At 74.0% G+C, this 16,550-nt stretch carries 12 protein-coding genes; 10 read left to right on the top strand and 2 right to left on the bottom strand.

Annotation, left to right across the window (positions count from 1 at the left end):
- Positions 1-13: 13 nt before the first annotated feature.
- Genes ACYVI6_RS10415 through ACYVI6_RS10400 form a run of 4 tightly spaced genes read left to right on the top strand, consistent with a single transcriptional unit; the run spans position 14 to position 5,756 of the window.
- Entirely contained in the window at positions 14-2,209 is a 2,196-nt protein-coding gene (locus tag ACYVI6_RS10415; protein ID WP_460446305.1) for an alpha-ketoacid dehydrogenase subunit alpha/beta, read from the top strand.
- On the top strand, positions 2,209-3,513 hold the full coding sequence (locus ACYVI6_RS10410; protein WP_460446304.1) for a dihydrolipoamide acetyltransferase family protein: 1,305 nt from the start codon (positions 2,209-2,211) through the stop codon (positions 3,511-3,513). Before ACYVI6_RS10415 ends, ACYVI6_RS10410 begins: the two co-directional genes overlap by 1 nt.
- A gap of 48 nt (positions 3,514-3,561) precedes the next feature.
- Positions 3,562-4,920: a M24 family metallopeptidase gene (locus tag ACYVI6_RS10405; protein WP_460446322.1), complete on the top strand. Its 1,359-nt coding sequence runs from the start codon at positions 3,562-3,564 to the stop codon at positions 4,918-4,920.
- Positions 4,920-5,756: an LLM class F420-dependent oxidoreductase gene (locus tag ACYVI6_RS10400; protein ID WP_460446303.1), complete on the top strand. Its 837-nt coding sequence runs from the start codon at positions 4,920-4,922 to the stop codon at positions 5,754-5,756. Before ACYVI6_RS10405 ends, ACYVI6_RS10400 begins: the two co-directional genes overlap by 1 nt.
- Positions 5,757-5,812: 56 nt before the next feature.
- On the opposite strand, the gene ACYVI6_RS10395 is transcribed toward ACYVI6_RS10400, so the two are convergent.
- Positions 5,813-9,730, bottom strand: coding sequence for a DUF6923 family protein (locus tag ACYVI6_RS10395; protein ID WP_460446302.1), 3,918 nt, complete (start codon positions 9,728-9,730; stop codon positions 5,813-5,815).
- A gap of 229 nt (positions 9,731-9,959) precedes the next feature.
- Here ACYVI6_RS10395 and ACYVI6_RS10390 point away from each other — a divergent pair, with 229 nt between their 5' ends.
- The 4 genes from ACYVI6_RS10390 (at position 9,960) to ACYVI6_RS10375 (ending at position 13,464) form a co-directional block, all read left to right on the top strand.
- Entirely contained in the window at positions 9,960-10,775 is an 816-nt protein-coding gene (locus ACYVI6_RS10390) for an AIM24 family protein (protein ID WP_460446301.1), read from the top strand.
- 151 nt (positions 10,776-10,926) lie between these two features.
- Positions 10,927-11,502 carry a TerD family protein gene (locus ACYVI6_RS10385; RefSeq protein WP_460446300.1) on the top strand — a complete coding sequence of 192 codons (576 nt, stop codon included), beginning with the start codon at positions 10,927-10,929 and terminating at the stop codon, positions 11,500-11,502.
- A gap of 116 nt (positions 11,503-11,618) precedes the next feature.
- Positions 11,619-12,728 carry a DUF475 domain-containing protein gene (locus tag ACYVI6_RS10380; protein ID WP_460446299.1) on the top strand — a complete coding sequence of 370 codons (1,110 nt, stop codon included), beginning with the start codon at positions 11,619-11,621 and terminating at the stop codon, positions 12,726-12,728.
- A 13-nt stretch (positions 12,729-12,741) separates the two neighbouring features.
- A complete protein-coding gene (locus ACYVI6_RS10375) occupies positions 12,742-13,464 on the top strand; it encodes a TerD family protein (protein WP_460446298.1) in 723 nt (240 codons plus the stop codon).
- Between the two features lie 46 nt (positions 13,465-13,510).
- Here ACYVI6_RS10375 and ACYVI6_RS10370 read toward each other — a convergent pair whose 3' ends face one another.
- Positions 13,511-14,731, bottom strand: a complete 1,221-nt coding sequence (locus ACYVI6_RS10370; protein ID WP_460446297.1) for a TerD family protein — start codon at positions 14,729-14,731, stop codon at positions 13,511-13,513.
- A gap of 290 nt (positions 14,732-15,021) precedes the next feature.
- On the opposite strand from ACYVI6_RS10370, the gene ACYVI6_RS10365 reads away from it, so the two are divergent.
- Complete coding sequence (locus tag ACYVI6_RS10365; RefSeq protein WP_460446296.1) at positions 15,022-16,185, top strand: HpcH/HpaI aldolase/citrate lyase family protein; 1,164 nt, start codon at positions 15,022-15,024, stop codon at positions 16,183-16,185.
- Positions 16,182-16,550, top strand: a 369-nt coding sequence (locus ACYVI6_RS10360; protein WP_460446321.1) for a phosphoribosyltransferase domain-containing protein, incomplete at its 3' end; no start/stop codon positions are given. The genes ACYVI6_RS10365 and ACYVI6_RS10360, both read left to right, overlap by 4 nt.

The following is a 16,550-nucleotide window of genomic DNA, read 5'->3' as shown; positions in this document are numbered from 1 at the left end:
AGGGAGACCCGTCATGACCGAGCACCGTCGCCTCGACCCGGAGGCCCCCTGGGTCGAGCTCGTCGTCACCGACGAGGACTGGGACGCCGCCGAGCCGCACCTGCTCACCAGCATGCTCAGCCAGCTGGTGCTGCTGCGGGCGTTCGAGGAGCTGGTGCTCGAGCTCGCCGGCGAGGGCCTGGTGCACGGCCCCGCGCACTCGAGCATCGGCCAGGAGGGCGGGGCGGTCGGGTCGGTGCTCACGCTGACCAGCCGCGACACCGTGAACGGCTCGCACCGCGGCCATCACCAGTTCCTCGCCAAGGTGCTGCACCACCTCGAGCCGAAGGGCATCGACCCCCTGCAGCCGTGGTCGCCCGAGGTGCGCGCGGTGCTGTTGCGCAGCCTCGCCGAGATCGCCGGCCTCGACCGCGGGTTCTCGCACGGGCGCGGCGGGTCGATGCACCTGCAGTGGAAGGAGGCCGGTGCCATCGGCACCAACGCGATCGTCGGCGGCGGCGTGCCGCTGGCCGTCGGGTCGGGCTGGGCGCACCGGCACGCGCAGACCGACGCCGTGGCGGTGACGTACTTCGGCGACGGCGCGGCGAACATCGGCTCGACCCTGGAGTCGTTCAACCTCGCCGCCGCCTGGAAGGTGCCGGTCTGCTTCTTCGTCGAGAACAACCAGTACGCGGTGTCGACCAGCGTGCACGAGGCGACGGCCGAGCCGCGGCTGTCGGCGCGCGGCCCGGGCTTCGGCATCCCGTCGTGGCGCGTCGACGGCATGGACCCGCTGGCCGTGCACCTGGCGATGTCGGAGGCGGTGCAGCACATGCGTTCGGGCCGCGGTGCCACGCTCGTCGAGGTCGAGGTGTACCGGTACTTCCACCAGAACGGGCCGTTCCCGGGCAGCGCCTTCCGCTACCGCAGCAAGGAGGAGGAGCGCGCCTGGCGCGACCGCGACCCCCTCGACCGCGTCGTCGGCCACCTGGACCGCCGGGGGATCCTCGCCGCCGACGAGGCGGCGGCGACCCGCGAGCGCGCCGCCCGGCTGATGGCCGACCTCGCCGGCGAGCTGCTCGAGCCGGTGCCGGGCGGCAAGCCCCGCCAGCGCCGCATCAAGGCCGCCGAGTGGCCCGACCCGGCGTTCGTCGACGTCGGCGTGCGCGGCGACCTGGCTGAGTTCGCCGACGCGCGGGTCGGCGACCCGGAGACGATCGAGGGCGGGGTCGGGCCGGTGCGGTTCATCGACGCCGTCGCCGACGTGATGGCCCGCCGCATGCAGACCGACCCGACGGTCGTCGTCATGGGCGAGGACGTGCACCGGCTCAACGGCGGCACGAACGGCGCCACCCGCGGCCTGAAGGACGCGTTCCCCGACCGCGTGCTGGGTACGCCGATCAGCGAGAACGCGTTCACCGGCCTCGGCGGCGGCATCGCGATGGACGGGCGGTTCAAGCCGGTCGTCGAGTTCATGTACGCCGACTTCATGTGGGTCGCCGCCGACCAGCTGTTCAACCAGATCGGCAAGGCGCGGCACATGTTCGGCGGCGACGACCCCGTGCCGTTCGTGCTGCGCAGCAAGGTCGCCATGGGCACCGGGTACGGCTCGCAGCACTCCATGGACCCGGCCGGCGTCTTCGCGACCGCCCCGGGGTGGCGGGTGGTCGCGCCGTCCAACCCGTTCGACTACGTCGGGCTGCTGAACGCCGCGCTGCTGTGCCGCGACCCGGTGGTGGTGCTCGAGCACGTCGACCTCTACGCCAGCACCGGCGACGGTCCGCTGCAGGACCTCGACTACGTGCTGCCGCCGGGCCGGGCGGGCGTCGTGCGGCACGGCGACGACCTCACGATCATCACGTACCTGGCCATGACGTCGTACGTGCTGAAGGCCCTGGACGAGCTGGGCGACGAGGCCCCGGCGGCGGACGTGGTCGACCTGCGCTGGCTCGACCGCGCGAGCATCGACTGGGACACGATCGGCGAGAGCGTCCGGCGCACCAACGCGGTGCTGATCGCCGAGCAGGGCGCGGTCGGCACGTCGTACGGCGGCTGGCTGGCCGACGAGATCCAGCGCCGGTTCTTCGACCACCTCGACGAGCCGGTGCAGCGGGTGACCGGCGGGGAGGCGTCGCCGAGCATCTCGAAGGTGCTGGAGCGGGCGGCGATCGCGCAGGACGTCGAGGTCGTCGCGGCCCTGCGCGCCCGCCGAGAGGGTCGGGCCGGCTGATGGCCACGCTGCTGCTGATGCCCGAGGTGGCCGCCGGGGACGACGGCGCCACGCTGTCGTCCTGGTCGGTGGCGGTCGGCGCCGCCTACCGGGCGAACGACACCATCGCCGTGGTCGAGACCGCGAAGGCGGCGGTGGACGTCGACGCGGAGGCCGACGGCGTCGTCCTGCGCACGCTGGTCGCCGAGGGCGCCGACGTCGAGGTCGGCGAGCCCATCGCGCTGCTCGGCTCGCCCGGTGAGCAGGTCGCCGACGTCGACGCCGTGCTCGCCGAGCTGGGGGTCGCCGACGGCGTCGTCGGGGTGCCCGCGCCGGGCGCACCCGAGGCCGTCGAGCCGCCGCCCGCCGTCGGCGTCGACGGTCACGAGGACGCGGAGCAGCCGCAGCGGGTCTTCTCCAGCCCGCTGGCCCGCCGGCTGGCGCGGGAGGCCGGCCTCGACCTGGCCGACCTCGTGGGCACCGGCCCCGGGGGACGGGTTGTCCGCGACGACGTGCGCGCGGCGCAGGCCCACCGGGCGAGCTCGCCGCCCGCCTCGCAGGAGCCGGAACCCGTTGCGGCGCAGCCGGTGCAGCCGGTGCAGCCGGTGCAGGCGGCCGCGCCGGCGCCCGCTCCCGAGCCCGCCGCGGGCTGGACCGACGTGCCGCACACCAGGCTGCGTCGCGCCCTCGCCCGGCGGCTCACCGAGTCGGTGACGACCGCACCGCACTTCACCGTGTCCGGCCGTGCGGTCGTCGACCGGCTGCTCGCGCTGCGCGCCGAGATCAACGGATCGACCTCGGCGCGGGTGTCGGTGAACGACCTGGTCGTGAAGGCCGTCGCCCACGCGCACACCGAGGTGCCGGCCATGAACGTCGTCTGGACCGACGACGCGGTGCGCCGGTTCGACGCCGTCGACGTGGCGGTGGCCGTCGCCACCCCGGCCGGTCTGGTGACGCCGGTGGTGCGTGGCGTGCAGGGGCTCGGCGTGGGCGCGGTGGCCGCCGCGACGTCCGACCTGGTGCTGCGGGCCCGCGAGGGCCGGCTGCAGCAGCGCGAGCTCGAGGGCGGCAGCATCACCGTCTCGAACCTCGGCACGTCCGGCACCCGGTCGTTCACCGCGATCATCAACCCGCCCCAGGCCGCGATCCTCGCGGTCGGCGCGGCGTCGCCCGAGCCGGTGGTGGTCGACGGCAGCATCGTGGTCGCGTCGGTGCTGCACCTCACCGCGTCGGTCGACCACCGTCCCGTCGACGGGGCCGTCGCGGCGCAGTGGATGCGGGCGCTCGTCGACGTCATCGAGCACCCGCTCGGCCTGCTCGTCTAGCACCGTTCAAGCAGAAGGGATCACCACGTGAGCACCTCGACGTTCGGCATGCACGTCGTCGACTGGGAGGCCCGGGTCGACATGGACCGGTTGCGCACCGAGCGGCTGGCCCGGCTCAAGGCGCAGCTGACGACGTCGAGCGTCGGCTCGCTGCTCACGTTCGACTTCCACAACATCCGGTACATGACCGCGACCCACATCGGCACGTGGGCGATGGACAAGATGATCCGGTTCGCGCTGCTGCCGCAGGGCGGCGAGCCGGTCGTGTGGGACTTCGGGTCGGCGGCGAAGCACCACCAGCTCCACAACCCGTGGCTCGACTACCGCGACCGCGACGACGTGGCCGAGGGCGCGCGCGGGACGTCGGGAGCGCGGGCGGGGATCTCGGTGCTGCGCGGGGCGTTCCACCCCGACGCGGGCATCGCCGAGGAGGTCGCCGACAAGATCTACCGCGAGCTCGACCGGTACGGCCTGACCGGCGAGCCGATCGGCGTCGACGTCGTCGAGATGCCGGTGCTGATGGCGCTCCGGGCGCGCGGGCTCGACGTCGTCGACGGGCAGCAGGTGTTCCTCGAGGCCCGGCGGATCAAGACCGGCGACGAGATCACCCTGCTCACCACCGCGGCCTCGATGGTCGACGCGGCCTACGACGACCTGTACGCCTTCCTGCGCCCCGGCGTCCGGGAGAACGAGGCGGTCGGGCTGGTCGCCAAGAAGCTCTTCGACCTCGGGTCCGAGCACGTCGAGGGCGTCAACGCGATCAGCGGCGAGCGCTGCTCGCCGCACCCGCACGTCTTCAGCGACCGGCTGATCCGGCCCGGCGACCCGGCGTTCTTCGACATCCTGCACTCGTTCAACGGCTACCGGACCTGCTACTACCGCACGTTCGCCGTGGGCAGCGCGTCGCGCCAGCAGGTCGAGGCGTACAAGCGCTGCCGCGACTACATGGACGCCGCGATCGCGCTGGTGCGACCCGGTGCGACGACCGCCGACGTCGTCAGCGTCTGGCCGACCGCGCAGGAGTTCGGCTTCGCAGACGAGGAGGCGGCGTTCGCGCTGCAGTACGGGCACGGCGTGGGGCTCTCGATCTGGGAGAAGCCGATCTTCAGCCGCCTGGTGTCGCTCGACCACCCGGAGGTGCTGGAGGAGGGCATGGTGTTCGCGCTGGAGACCTACTGGCCGGCGGCGGACGGCTGGGGCGCGGCCCGCATCGAGGAGGAGCTCGTCGTCACGGCGGACGGCTGCCAGGTGATCACGAAGTTCCCGGCGGAGGAGCTGCTCGTCGCCGGCCAGCGCTACCACACGGTGTCCGGACCCCTTGCGCTGCAACGTGATGCGCAGTCGCACCTGAACCGCGAGGTGCCGGCCGCCGAGTCGCTCGCGGCCCGGCGCGCCGAGGAGGGCTGATGGAGTTCGGCGTCGGCTACTTCCCGACGCACGACGCGATGGGCCCCGGCCCCGTCGCCGCGCTGGTCGAGCAGCACGGCTTCGAGTCGATCTTCTTCAGCGAGCACACGCACACCCCGGCCTCGCGCCGGACGCCGTACAACGAGGGCGGTCCGCTGCCGCGCAAGTACGTGCACACCTACGACCTGGTCGTCTCGATGACCGCGGCGGCGCTGGCCACCAGCCGGCTGCGCGTGGGCAGCGGCATCTGCCTCGTCGTCGAGCACGACCCGATCGTGCTGGCGAAGGCCGTGGCGAGCATCGACCACCTCTCCGGCGGCCGGGTCGAGCTCGGCGTCGGGGCGGGCTGGAACCGCGAGGAGATGGAGCACCACGGCACCGACCCGCGCACCCGGTTCGCCCTGCTGCGCGAGCGGGTCGAGGCGATGCAGCAGATCTGGACGCAGGACGAGGCCAGCTACCACGGCGACCTCGTCGACTTCGACCGCATCTGGTCGTGGCCGAAGCCGGCCCAGCGCCCGCACCCGCCGGTGCTGGTGGGCGGGATGGGCCCCACCGTCGAGGACCGCGTGCTGGCGTACGGCGACGGCTGGTTCCCGAACCACCTGCCGGACGACAGCGTGCTCCCGCGCTGGACGGCGCTGCGCGAGCGGGCCGAGCGACCGCTCACGCTCTCGGTGCTCAGCGCGCCGGCCGACCCGCGGGTGCTCGAGCAGTACGCCGAGGCCGGCGCCACCCGGGTGCTGCGGTGGCTGCCGTCGTACCCGGGCGGCGGCCCGATCGAGCGCGCCCTCGACGAGTGGGCGCAGGCGATCGCGGACCTGCACGGCGAGTGACGCGACGAGGGCCGCACCCCGGTGGGGGTGCGGCCCTCGCGCGTGCTGGGCGGTGCTCAGTAGTGCAGGACGATCTCGGCGCGCCGGTTCAGCTGGCGGCCCGTCGAGGTGCCGTTCGGCGCGGCCGGACGGTGCTCGCCCTTCGTGACCTTCGTGGCCTTCAGGTGCAGGTCGCCGACCAGCACCGCGCAGGTGCTCGCCGCGCGGCGGGCGCCCAGACCCTTGTTGTACGTGCTGGTCGAGCGGGCGTCGGTGAACCCGGTGCAGGTGACCGAGCGGACGTCGTCCAGCAGGCGGTGCACGCGCTGCAGGTAGGCGCGGTCGCTCGCCCGCAGCGTCGCCGAGTCGGTGTCGAAGTACACCGGGCGCAGCGTCACGGTGGGGGTGACGACGCGGCTGCGGGCGCTGGTGAAGCGCTTGCCGCCCACGCCGGCCTGCCGCACGTCGGCCTCGAGGTGCAGCTTCACTCCGCCGACCCGGGCCGCCAGGCCGCGACCGAGGGCGTTGAGCCGCACCTGGACGACGACCGCGCTGCGGCCCTTCGCCGAGACGCTGCGGTGTCCGAAGCCGACCGGCACGCGACGGCCGTCGACGGTGGCGTACGCCGTCACCCAGCAGTCACGCACCTTGCCGGTCGACAGCGTGCAGGTGGCCGGCACGGTCTTGGTGCTGCGCACCAGCACCGGGGCCGTCAGGCGGGGCGTGCCCGCGACGACGGCCGGGGTGCTCGCGGTGACCCTCGGGGCGTACCGGCTGACCGAGGTCTGGCCATAGGCGTCCGCGATCCGGAAGCGCACCGCGGCGGGCGTGCCGTGGTAGCCCTTCGCCGGCGTGAAGGTGATCACGCCCGTGGCGCGGTCGAGCACGTAGGTGCCCTGCCCGGCGACGGCGACGCGGGTGGCGGCGCGGCCGCGGGCGTCGAGCAGCGTGACGGCGCCGCCCGCCGGCACGGTGACCCGCTGCTGCTGCACCGCGTCCTCCGGACCGCTGGAGGCGACCGGCCGGGCCCGCGGGGCGGCCGGCTTGGCCACGTGCGGGGTGTAGACGGCGGTCGCGACCTGGCCGTACCGGTCGGTGACGGCGTAGGTCACCGGGCTGGCCGTGCCGCTGAACCCGGCAGCCGGGGTGAAGGCGACGACGCCGGTCGCGGGGTCGAGCACGTAGGTGCCGACGTGCGCCACGGTGACCGTGGTGGCCGGGTCGCCGTGGGCGTCGACGAGGCTCACCGAGCCGCCGGCGGGGACGGTCACGCGGGTGCTCTGCGTGGCCTGGCCGGTGCCGCTGGTGCTCTTGGGCGCGGCGGCCGGGGGAGCGGGGGCGACGACGGTCGGGGTGTAGGTCGAGTCGGCCGAGAGGCCGGCGTCCGCGACGCGGTAGCCGACCGGAGCCGGGGTGCCCGAGTAGCCGGCGGCCGGGGTGAAGGTGATGACGTCGCCCGCGACGGCGTACGTGCCCTCGCCGGTGCGGGTCACGGTGGTCACCGGGACGTGCAGCACGTCGTCGAGCAGCCGCACGCTGCCGCAGCCGCCGGTCGGCACCGTGACGTGCTGGGCCGCCGGGGCGGTGCCGGTCGAGGTGAGCGGGCCGGCCGTGGGCGCGGCGGCGGCCTGCACGGTGGCCGTGTAGAGGGCCTCGCCGGTCTGGCCGAACGCGTCGGCCACGCGGAACGGCGCGACCGCCGTGCCGACGAAGCAGCTGTCCGGGGTGAAGCGCAGCGCGGCGGGGCCGCTGCCGACGACCGCGAAGGTGCCCTTGCCGGCGACCTCCAGCGTCGAGCCGGTCGTGCCGTCGGGCTGCAGGAGCACGAGCTCGTCGTCGTCCGTCGTCAGGTCGGCGGTGTCCTCGACCGCGCCGAACGCACCGGTGGTGGTGACGTCGGCCGGGGCCGGCGCGGCGGGCAGCACGACGGTCGGGGTGTAGACGGCGTCGTCGTGCTGGCCGTAGGCGTCCGTGACGCGGAACGTGACCGGGTCGGCGGTACCGGAGAAGCCGCGCACCGGGGTGAAGGTGATGACCCCGGTGGCCGGGTCGAGCACGTAGGTGCCCTGCGCGGTCGTCACGGTCGTGGCCGGGTCGCCGTCGGCGTCGACCAGGCGGACGCTGCCGCCGGCCGGCACGACGACGGTGGTGGACTGGTCACCCGACCCGGTGACCGTGGTGGTGCGGTCGGACGGCGAGGGCGGGGCCGGCGCCTGCACGACCGGCACGTAGTCGGCGTCGGTCGACTGGGCGTACGCGTCGGTGACCCGGTAGGTCACGCCGTCGGTGGTGCCGGAGTACCCGGCGGCCGGGGTGAAGGTGATGACGCCGGTCGCGGTGTCGAGCACGTAGGTGCCCTGCGCGGTCGACACCGAGGTGGCGGGCACGCCGTCGCCGTCCAGCAACCGCACGCTGCCGCCGGCCGGGGGCGTCACCGTCACCGACTGCGAGGCCGGGGCGACGTCGGTCGTGGCCAGCGGGGCGGCGGCCGGCGCGGCCGGCTTGGCCACGGTGGCGGCGTACGAGCCGGACGCCGTGGCGCCCGTGCCGGGGACGATCACGAAGTCGACGGCGTCCGCGGGGCCGCTGAAGCCGAGCACCGGGGCGAACGAGATCACGCCCGTCGTCGGGTTCGCGGTGTACGTGCCCTGGCCGGGCACGGTCACCGTGGTGACCTGCTGGCCGTTCGCGTCGACCAGCTGCAGCGTGGCGTCGCCCGGCTTGGCGACGGTGGTCTGCTGCGACGCCGTACCGGTGCCGCTGGTGCTGCGGTCCTGCGCGGTCGGCGCGAAGGTCAGCGTCGCGACGTCGTTCGCCGCGGACGGGTCGTGCTCGTTGCCGACCATCGTGACGGTGGCGGTCTGCGGCACGGTCAGCGACGGGTTGAGCGTGCCGCTGAAGTCGTAGGTGTCGCTCGCGCCGCTGGCCAGCTGGCCCGACACGCACTGCACGACACCTGCGGTGAGGGTGCAGCCGACCGGCAGCCCGGCCGAGGTCAGCGTCACGCCGCTGGGCACCGGGAAGCTGAACGTGCCGCCGGACGAGCCACCCGGGCCGGAGGTCGACACGCGGACCTGGAAGGTGACGGCGTCGCCGGGCGCGCCGGCGGCGGGCGGGGTGCTGACCGCGACGGCGAGGTCGCTGTCGACGGACGGCGTGACCGCGGCGTCGTTCGAGCTGGTCGTCGGGCCGGAGATCTGCGACACGCGCGAGGCGGTCGGGGTCGCGCCGGTCGCGTCGGCCACCTTGATCTGGGTGATCTGGCCGGTCGAGTTGTAGGAGAAGGCCAGGTTGCCGTTGCCGTAGACCCACGCGGCGCCGTACGAGCCGGTCTCGGCCTGGTTCAGCACGCCGCTGGTCGAGATGTTCGTGACCTGCCCGGCGGGGGAGATGCGGGCCAGCGCGGGCACCCCGGTGCTGGTGCTCACCCCCCAGAAGAAGCCGTTCGAGAACGCGAAGTCGGCCATGTTGACCGGCGACGACAGCGCGATCGTCTGCGTCACCGTGCGGGTCGTGACGTCGACGCCGTAGACGGTGGACGTGTTCGCCCCGGCGACGTACAGCACGTCGGCGTTCGCGCCCGCGCCGAAGGTGCCGGCGATGGGGCCGACCGGCAGGCCCGTGACGGCGCCGAGGTCGGTGACCGAGCCGTCGGACGCGATGCGCACGAGGCGCGCGCCGTTCATGCCGTACAGGTACTGGTCGGCCACCCGGTAGCCCACCGCGTTGACCGACGTCGCGGCCGTGCCGAGCGTCGAGATCGTGACGCCGCCCGCACCGGCGTTCGCCAGGCGAGACTGCACGGCCTGCTTCAGCGCCGTGGTCGGGTTCGTGTACTGGGTGATGTAGACCGTGGGGAAGGCCGGCGTCAGCGGGCCCGGGGCCGCCAGCGCGGTGGGCGCGTTGGCGATCATGCCGGCCAGGGTGGTGGCGGCGAGGGCGGCGGCGGCGGCCGACGAGCGGCGGCGGGTCGAGGCCGAGCGACGAGCAGTCACGCAGTGGCTCCATGCTGAGAGGGCGCCCTGGGACGGCGCAGGTGTCGGACCGGTACCTGCTGCTTCGTCACGCAGGCGCACCGCCTTGAACCCGCCCGCTGGGCCACCCGGGTGACGCGATCCCGCTCGGTGACGGTCGGTGACCGGCGTCCGGGCGCGTGGGCACGTCCCGGCACGCTCTAGCGTTCTCCGCGTGCGCTGCAGGTGGCGGCGCCCGAGGGAGGACGCGATGACGCTCGACGTGCAGCTGGTCGGCAACGCCATGCAGATGGCCGTGGTGAACCTGGCGGCGGGGCAGACGGTCTACAGCGAGGCCGGCAAGTTCCTGTTCTGCTCCGACGACGTCGTCATCGAGACGAAGCTGAGCCAGCCGGACGCGCCCGGGCAGCCCCAGGGCCAGCCGGCAGGCGCCGGCGGGTTCGGCGGGCTGCTGCGCGGCGCGATGGACGCCGGCAAGCGGATGCTCGCCGGCGAGTCGTTCGCGTTCCAGCACTTCACCACCCGCGGCGGCGACGGGCTGCTCGCGCTGGCCGGCGTGCTGCCGGGGGAGATGCGGGTGCTCGAGCTCGACGGCGCCACGACCTGGTTCGCGGAGAAGGACGCGTTCGTCGCGGCCGAGGCCGGCGTGAAGTTCGACATCGCGTTCGCCGGCGCCCGGCAGGGGTTCTCCGGCGGCGAGGGCTTCGTGCTGGAGAAGTTCACCGGGCTCGGCAGCCTGCTCATCGCCGGTGCGGGCAACTTCGTCGACATCAACCCGGCCGAGTACGGCGGGCGGCTTCGGGTCGACACCGGCTGCGTCGTCGCATGGGACCAGAACATCCGGTACGGCGTCGAGCGGGTCGGCTCGCTGAACCGCCAGGGCGTGATGAACGCCGTGTTCGGCGGCGAGGGCCTGTCGCTCGCGACGCTCGAGGGGGACGGCCGGGTCATCCTGCAGTCGATGACCATCGACGGGCTGGCCAAGGCGCTGGCCAAGAACACCGGGGCCGGCGACAAGAAGACCGGCGCTGGGATGGGCGGGCTCTTCGGTGGCAGCGCAGACTGAGCCGGACGCCGCGCAGCGGGTTCGCGGGCCGGATCGGGAACCCTCGGGCCCGCTCGCTCGCTTCGCTAGAGTCACACCCCGTCGTCCGCGCCGCGGCGACGGCCACGCCGACGGGGGCGCACGCGTCCCCGTCCCGCACAGTGGAGGAACCGTGGGAGTCAGCCTCTCCAAGGGCGGCAACGTCTCGCTCACCAAGTCGGCACCCGGCCTGACCGCCGTCCTGGTCGGCCTGGGGTGGGACATCCGCACGACCACCGGCCAGGACTTCGACCTCGACGCCAGCGCGATCGTGCTCGGCACGAGCGGCAAGGTGCTGTCCGACCAGCACTTCGTCTTCTTCAACAACCTGAAGACCCCGGACGGCGCCGTCGAGCACACCGGCGACAACACGACCGGTGAGGGCGACGGCGACGACGAGCAGATCAAGGTCGACCTGGCCAACCTCGGCGCCGACGTCGACAAGGTCGTGTTCCCCGTGTCGATCTACGACGCGACCAGCCGCTCGCAGAACTTCGGGCAGGTGCGCAACGCCTTCATCCGCGTCGTGAACCAGGCCGACAACGCCGAGATCGCCCGCTACGACCTCACCGAGGACGCCTCCACCGAGACGGCCATGGTGTTCGGCGAGCTGTACCGCAACGGCAGCGAGTGGAAGTTCCGGGCCGTCGGCCAGGGCTACTCCACCGGTCTGCAGGGCATCGCCCAGGACTTCGGCGTCAACGTCTGACGTCCGTCGCGGCGCCGGCCACGTGGTCGGCGCCGCGATCGCGCGCCCGACGTCCGGGCGCGCTCGCCGGCGGCGGACCGCCCCGGCCACCCCATCGAGAACCGAGGAACCCCACCGTGGTGCTGCGCACCTTCGGCGCATCGATCGCCGTCACCGTCGTCGCGCTCGTCGTGGCCCTGCTCTACGGCGGGCCCGAGGCGCTGGTGCTGTGCGCCATCCTCGGCGTGCTCGAGGTCTCGCTCTCGTTCGACAACGCCGTGGTGAACGCCAAGGTGCTCGAGCGCATGGGCGACTTCTGGCAGAAGATCTTCCTCACCGTCGGCATCCTGATCGCCGTGGTCGGCATGCGGCTGGTCTTCCCGCTGCTCATCGTGGGCATCACCGCCAAGCTCGGCCCGGTCGAGGCCATCCGCCTGGCGATGGAGAAGGGCGACCCCGAGCAGGCCGGCACCTACGGGTACCTGCTGAACCAGGCGCACCCCGACATCGCGGCCTTCGGCGGCATGTTCCTGCTCATGCTGTTCCTCGACTGGCTGTTCGAGGACCGCGAGAACACCTGGCTGAGCTGGCTCGAGCGCCCGCTGTCGCGCATCGGCAAGCTCGACCAGCTCTCGGTCGTCGTGGCCAGCGTGCTGCTGGTGCTGGCCGCCGAGTTCCTCGCCGAGGACAAGGCAGCCGTGCTGCTGAGCGGGGTGCTCGGCCTGGTCACCTACCTGCTGGTGAACGGGCTCGGCTCGCTGTTCGAGGGCGACGACGACGAGGACCCCGCGCACGAGGGGGCCCCGCACATCCCGGGTGCCGCCGGTCGCGGGCCGTCGGGCACCGCGAAGGCCGTCGGCAAGGCGGGCTTCTTCCTGTTCCTGTACCTCGAGGTGCTCGACGCGTCGTTCTCGTTCGACGGCGTCATCGGGGCCTTCGCGATCACCTCCGACCCGATCATCATCGCGCTGGGCCTCGGCTTCATCGGTGCGATGTTCGTGCGGTCGATCACCGTCTTCCTCGTGCGCAAGGGCACGCTGAACGAGTACATCTACCTCGAGCACGGCGCCCACTGGGCGATCGGCGCGCTGGCGCTGATCCTGCTGTGGAGCATCGGTCACCACGTGCCCGAGGTCGTCACCGGGCTCGTCGGCGTGGGATTCATCGGCGCCGCCTTCGCCTCGTCGATCGCCGCACGCCGCCGGGCTGCCGCGCACGGCGAGCCCCTTCCGACCGTCGACGCCTGAGAGGCAGACCACCGTGCCGATCGACTACACGAAGCGACCCGCACCCGAGCCGGCGCCCGAGCCCACCCCCCAGCCCGCGGCCCAGCCGGCTGCGCAGCCGGCGGCGGCGAGCGGCGGCAAGGTGACGCTGACCAAGGGCGCGCCGTCGGTCTCGCTCACCAAGCACGGCAGCGGCGCGCGCGGCGTGCTGCGGGTGAACCTGAACTGGCAGGCGCGCCCCGACGGCGGTCAGCGCAAGGGGCTGTTCGGTCGTGGCGGCCCGAAGCCGATCGACCTCGACCTCGGGTGCCTGTACGAGTTCGCCGACGGCAGCAAGGGCGTGGTGCAGGCGCTCGGCAACGCCTTCGAGTCGCGGCAGACGTTCACCACCGAGCGGGTGGTCTGGCTCGACGGCGACGACCGCAGCGGCGCGAACAGCGGCGGCGAGAACCTCTACGTCGACCTGCGGCACGCCGCGCAGATCCGCCGCGTGCTCGTGTACGCCTACATCTACGACGGCACGCCCGACTGGGCGGGGGCGAACGGCGTCGTCACGCTGTTCCCGGCGAGCGGCCCGCAGGTCGAGGTGCGGCTCGACGAGGCCGGCGGCGACGCCCGCAGCTGCGCCATCGCGCTGCTCGAGGGCAACGGGTCGGACGTCGAGGTGCGCCGCGAGGTGCGCTACGTGCACGGCGCGCAGAGCGACCTCGACAAGGCGTACGGGTGGGGCATGCGCTGGGCGGCCGGTCGCAAGTAGCGCGCCCCCGGCCCCGGGGGGCCCGCGCGACCGGCCGGCGCGCGGGTCACCCGCCCAGCGTCGTCGCGATCTTGCGGCCCGGCTCGACGAGGTAGCGCGCGTTCTTGCCGTCGAGGAACTGCCCGAGCGCCGTCATGACCCAGGCGCCCGCGCCGTCGCGCGACAGCGCCGCCATCAGCACGGCCGTGCGCGGTTCGGAGCCGGACAGGTCGTAGCGCACCAGCTCGGTGCCCGCCGCCGCGTCGACCAGCCGGCAGAAGGCCCCCCGCACCTCGGTGAACGGGTGGCCGCCGAAGCTGGTGATCGCGAAGACGATCGAGTGCACCGTGGCGGGCAGCGCGGCCAGGTCGACGCGGATCTGCTCGTCGTCGCCCTCGCCCTCGCCGGTCAGGTTGTCGCCGGCGTGCACGACCGACCGGTCGAAGGCGTGCAGCTGCAGGAACCAGACCGAGCCGAGGTGCTCACCGCGGCGGTCGTAGGCCAGGGCCGACGCGTCGAGGTCGATCGAGCTGCCGGCCCGCGCAGGGTCCCAGCCCAGGCCCATGACGACCGACCGCAGCGGCGGCGCCCCGGTCTTCACCAGGCTCACCCGCTCGCCCTTGCGCAGGTCGACCCGGCCCTTGTCGAGGTTCACCGTCGGGCGCGCCGGCGTCGCCGCCCCGGCCCGGGTCGCCGCCGCGCCGGCGGCGCTGGTGGCGGTCGCCGCCGCGGGTGCGGCGGCCTGTGCCGGCGGGTCGTCGTCGACGCTCACGCCGAAGTCGCGCGCCAGGCCCGCGAGGCCGTCGTCGTAGCCCTGCCCGACCGCCCGCAGCCGCCAGTCGCCGGCGCGCCGGTAGAGCTCGCCGACCACCATCGCCGTCTCGGTCGTGGCGGCGGGTACGTCGAACCGCACCAGCTCGGCGCCGGCGTCGGCGAGCTGCAGGGACAGGCCGCGCACCCGGGCGAACGTGCCCCCGTCGACGGACGCGACGAGCACGACGCGCTCGACCTCCGGCGTCGCCCGAGCCAGGGAGGTCAGGTCGACCTCGACGACGTCCTGCACCCGCGGCCCCTGCGGCTGCTTGCCCGCGTGCCGCACCGCGCCGCCCGGGTGGCTCGGCTGGTTGTAGAAGACCATGTCGTCGTCCGAGGCGACCCGTCCGTCGCCCCGCAGCAGCAGCGCGGTGACGTCGAGGTCAGGTGACCCCGGTGCGGCGTCCCAGGCCAGGACGGCGCGCACCCGTGGTGCGCTGACGACGGCGTTGCCGCCCTTGCTGAGCTCGACCATGCGGCGATCCTGCCACCCCGTCGTCGGCCGGCTGCGTGTCGACGGGCCACCTGTGGACGCCGCGCCGCGGTCCACGGACGGTCGTCCACAGCGGCCGGGACGGGGCCGATGTCGTCCACGTGTTCACCTGACGGACCCTGCCTGCCACCTGGCCGCTCGGCTACCGTGACCGCGGCCGGGCACCGGACGACGCCGTCGCGCGTTCACCCGCCAGTCGCTCGACGCAGCACCGCGCGAGCCGAGACCACCGGGCACCGAGGCCCCACGAGACCCATCAGGGGGTGCCGCCCGTGCGCCACTTCGACCACCTCGACGCCGAGGACCTGCAGCGGCTGTTCCACCGCGAGCCCGAGCACTTCTCGGCCGACGACGACACCGAGACGCTCGCCACCGCGCTCGGCGCGACGCTCTACAGCCCGGCCACCCGCCCCGAGCTGGCGCGCGACCTCGAGCGCAGCGGCCGCCGCGGCGTCACGAGCCACGTCATCTGTCTCGAGGACGCCATCGCCGACCACGACGTGCCGGCCGGCGAGCAGAACGCCGTCTCCGCGCTGCGGGCGCTCGCGGTGAGCGACGTACCGCGGCCGCTGGTGTTCGTGCGGGTGCGCGAGGTCGAGCAGATCGGCCGCGTGGTCGACGGGCTGGGCGAGCACGCCGGCGTGCTGAGCGGCTTCGTGCTGCCCAAGTTCCTCGAGGACTCGGGCTCGGCCTACCTCGAGGCGCTGGCCGACGCGTCGAGCCGTTCGGGGGCCCGGCTGCTGGCCATGCCGGTGCTCGAGTCACCGCAGCTGGTCTACCGCGAGGCGCGCGCCGACGCGCTGCTCGGGGTGCAGCGGGTGCTCGACAAGCACCGCGAGCAGGTGCTGGCCGTGCGCATCGGGGCCACCGACCTCTGCTCGGCGTACGGCATCCGGCGCTCGCGCGAGCTCACGATCTACGAGGTGCCGCTCGTCGCCGGGGTGATCGCCGACGTGGTCAACGTGCTCGGTCGCGCCGACGGCAGCGGTTTCACGGTCACCGGCCCGGTGTGGGAGTACTTCAGCGGACCCGAGCGGCTGTTCAAGCCGCAGTTGCGCGAGTCGCCGTTCATCGCCCACGAGGAGCAGCGGCTGCGTGCCGAGCTGCTCGCCCAGGACCTCGACACGCTCATCCGCGAGATCGCGCTCGACAAGGCGAACGGGCTGTGCGGCAAGACGGTGATCCACCCGAGCCACGTGCGGGCGGTGCACGCGCTGTCGGTGGTGACGCACGAGGAGTTCAGCGACGCGAGCGACGTGCTGGGCGACGACATGGTGGCCGGCGGGGTCAAGGCGTCGGGCTACCGCAACAAGATGAACGAGTCGAAGCCGCACCGGGCCTGGGCCGAGCGCACGATGCGCCGCGCCCGCGTGTTCGGGGTGGCCCGCGAGGACGTCTCGTACGTCGACGTGCTCGGGGCCGACGCGTGGCGCTGACGACCGAGCAGGTCGCCTCCGCCGCGCCCGCAGCCACCCGGCGCGGCGCTCCGTGGTCGGGCACCTGGGTGCAGCAGCGGCTGGGGGTGCAGCTGCACGACGCGAGCGTTCCGGACGCCGTCGGGGTGGGGGACGGTGGGCCGCGCGCCGCCGGCGACGAGCCGGCGCCGCCGGGCCTGCACGACCTCGTCGGGCTGGCCCTGCGCCGCAACCCGCGCCGGGCGCACCTGCTGGTGTCGACGGTGCTGGGCAAGCACGTGCCCACCGACCCGTCGCTGGTGCTCGGCGCCGGGCTGCTGCTCGGCGAGCGGGTGGCCGACCTGCTCGCGGGCGCCGACGGCGCCGACCTGCGCCCGCTGGCGGCG

It is taken from the genome of Angustibacter aerolatus, from assembly GCF_054776675.1.
The sequence above is the reverse complement of the archived record's forward strand: the minus strand, read 5'-3'. Positions and strand labels throughout refer to the sequence as shown.

What these genes read in the sequence shown, in the direction of transcription:
- ACYVI6_RS10370 (WP_460446297.1), bottom strand. Translation starts at nt 14,731, where the DNA reads ATGGTCGAGCTCAGCAAGGGCGGCAACGCCGTCGTCAGCGCACCACGG.
- ACYVI6_RS10390 (WP_460446301.1), top strand. Translation starts at nt 9,960, where the DNA reads ATGACGCTCGACGTGCAGCTGGTCGGCAACGCCATGCAGATGGCCGTG.
- ACYVI6_RS10400 (WP_460446303.1), top strand. Translation starts at nt 4,920, where the DNA reads ATGGAGTTCGGCGTCGGCTACTTCCCGACGCACGACGCGATGGGCCCC.
- ACYVI6_RS10415 (WP_460446305.1), top strand. Translation starts at nt 14, where the DNA reads ATGACCGAGCACCGTCGCCTCGACCCGGAGGCCCCCTGGGTCGAGCTC.
- ACYVI6_RS10405 (WP_460446322.1), top strand. Translation starts at nt 3,562, where the DNA reads ATGCACGTCGTCGACTGGGAGGCCCGGGTCGACATGGACCGGTTGCGC.
- ACYVI6_RS10410 (WP_460446304.1), top strand. Translation starts at nt 2,209, where the DNA reads ATGGCCACGCTGCTGCTGATGCCCGAGGTGGCCGCCGGGGACGACGGC.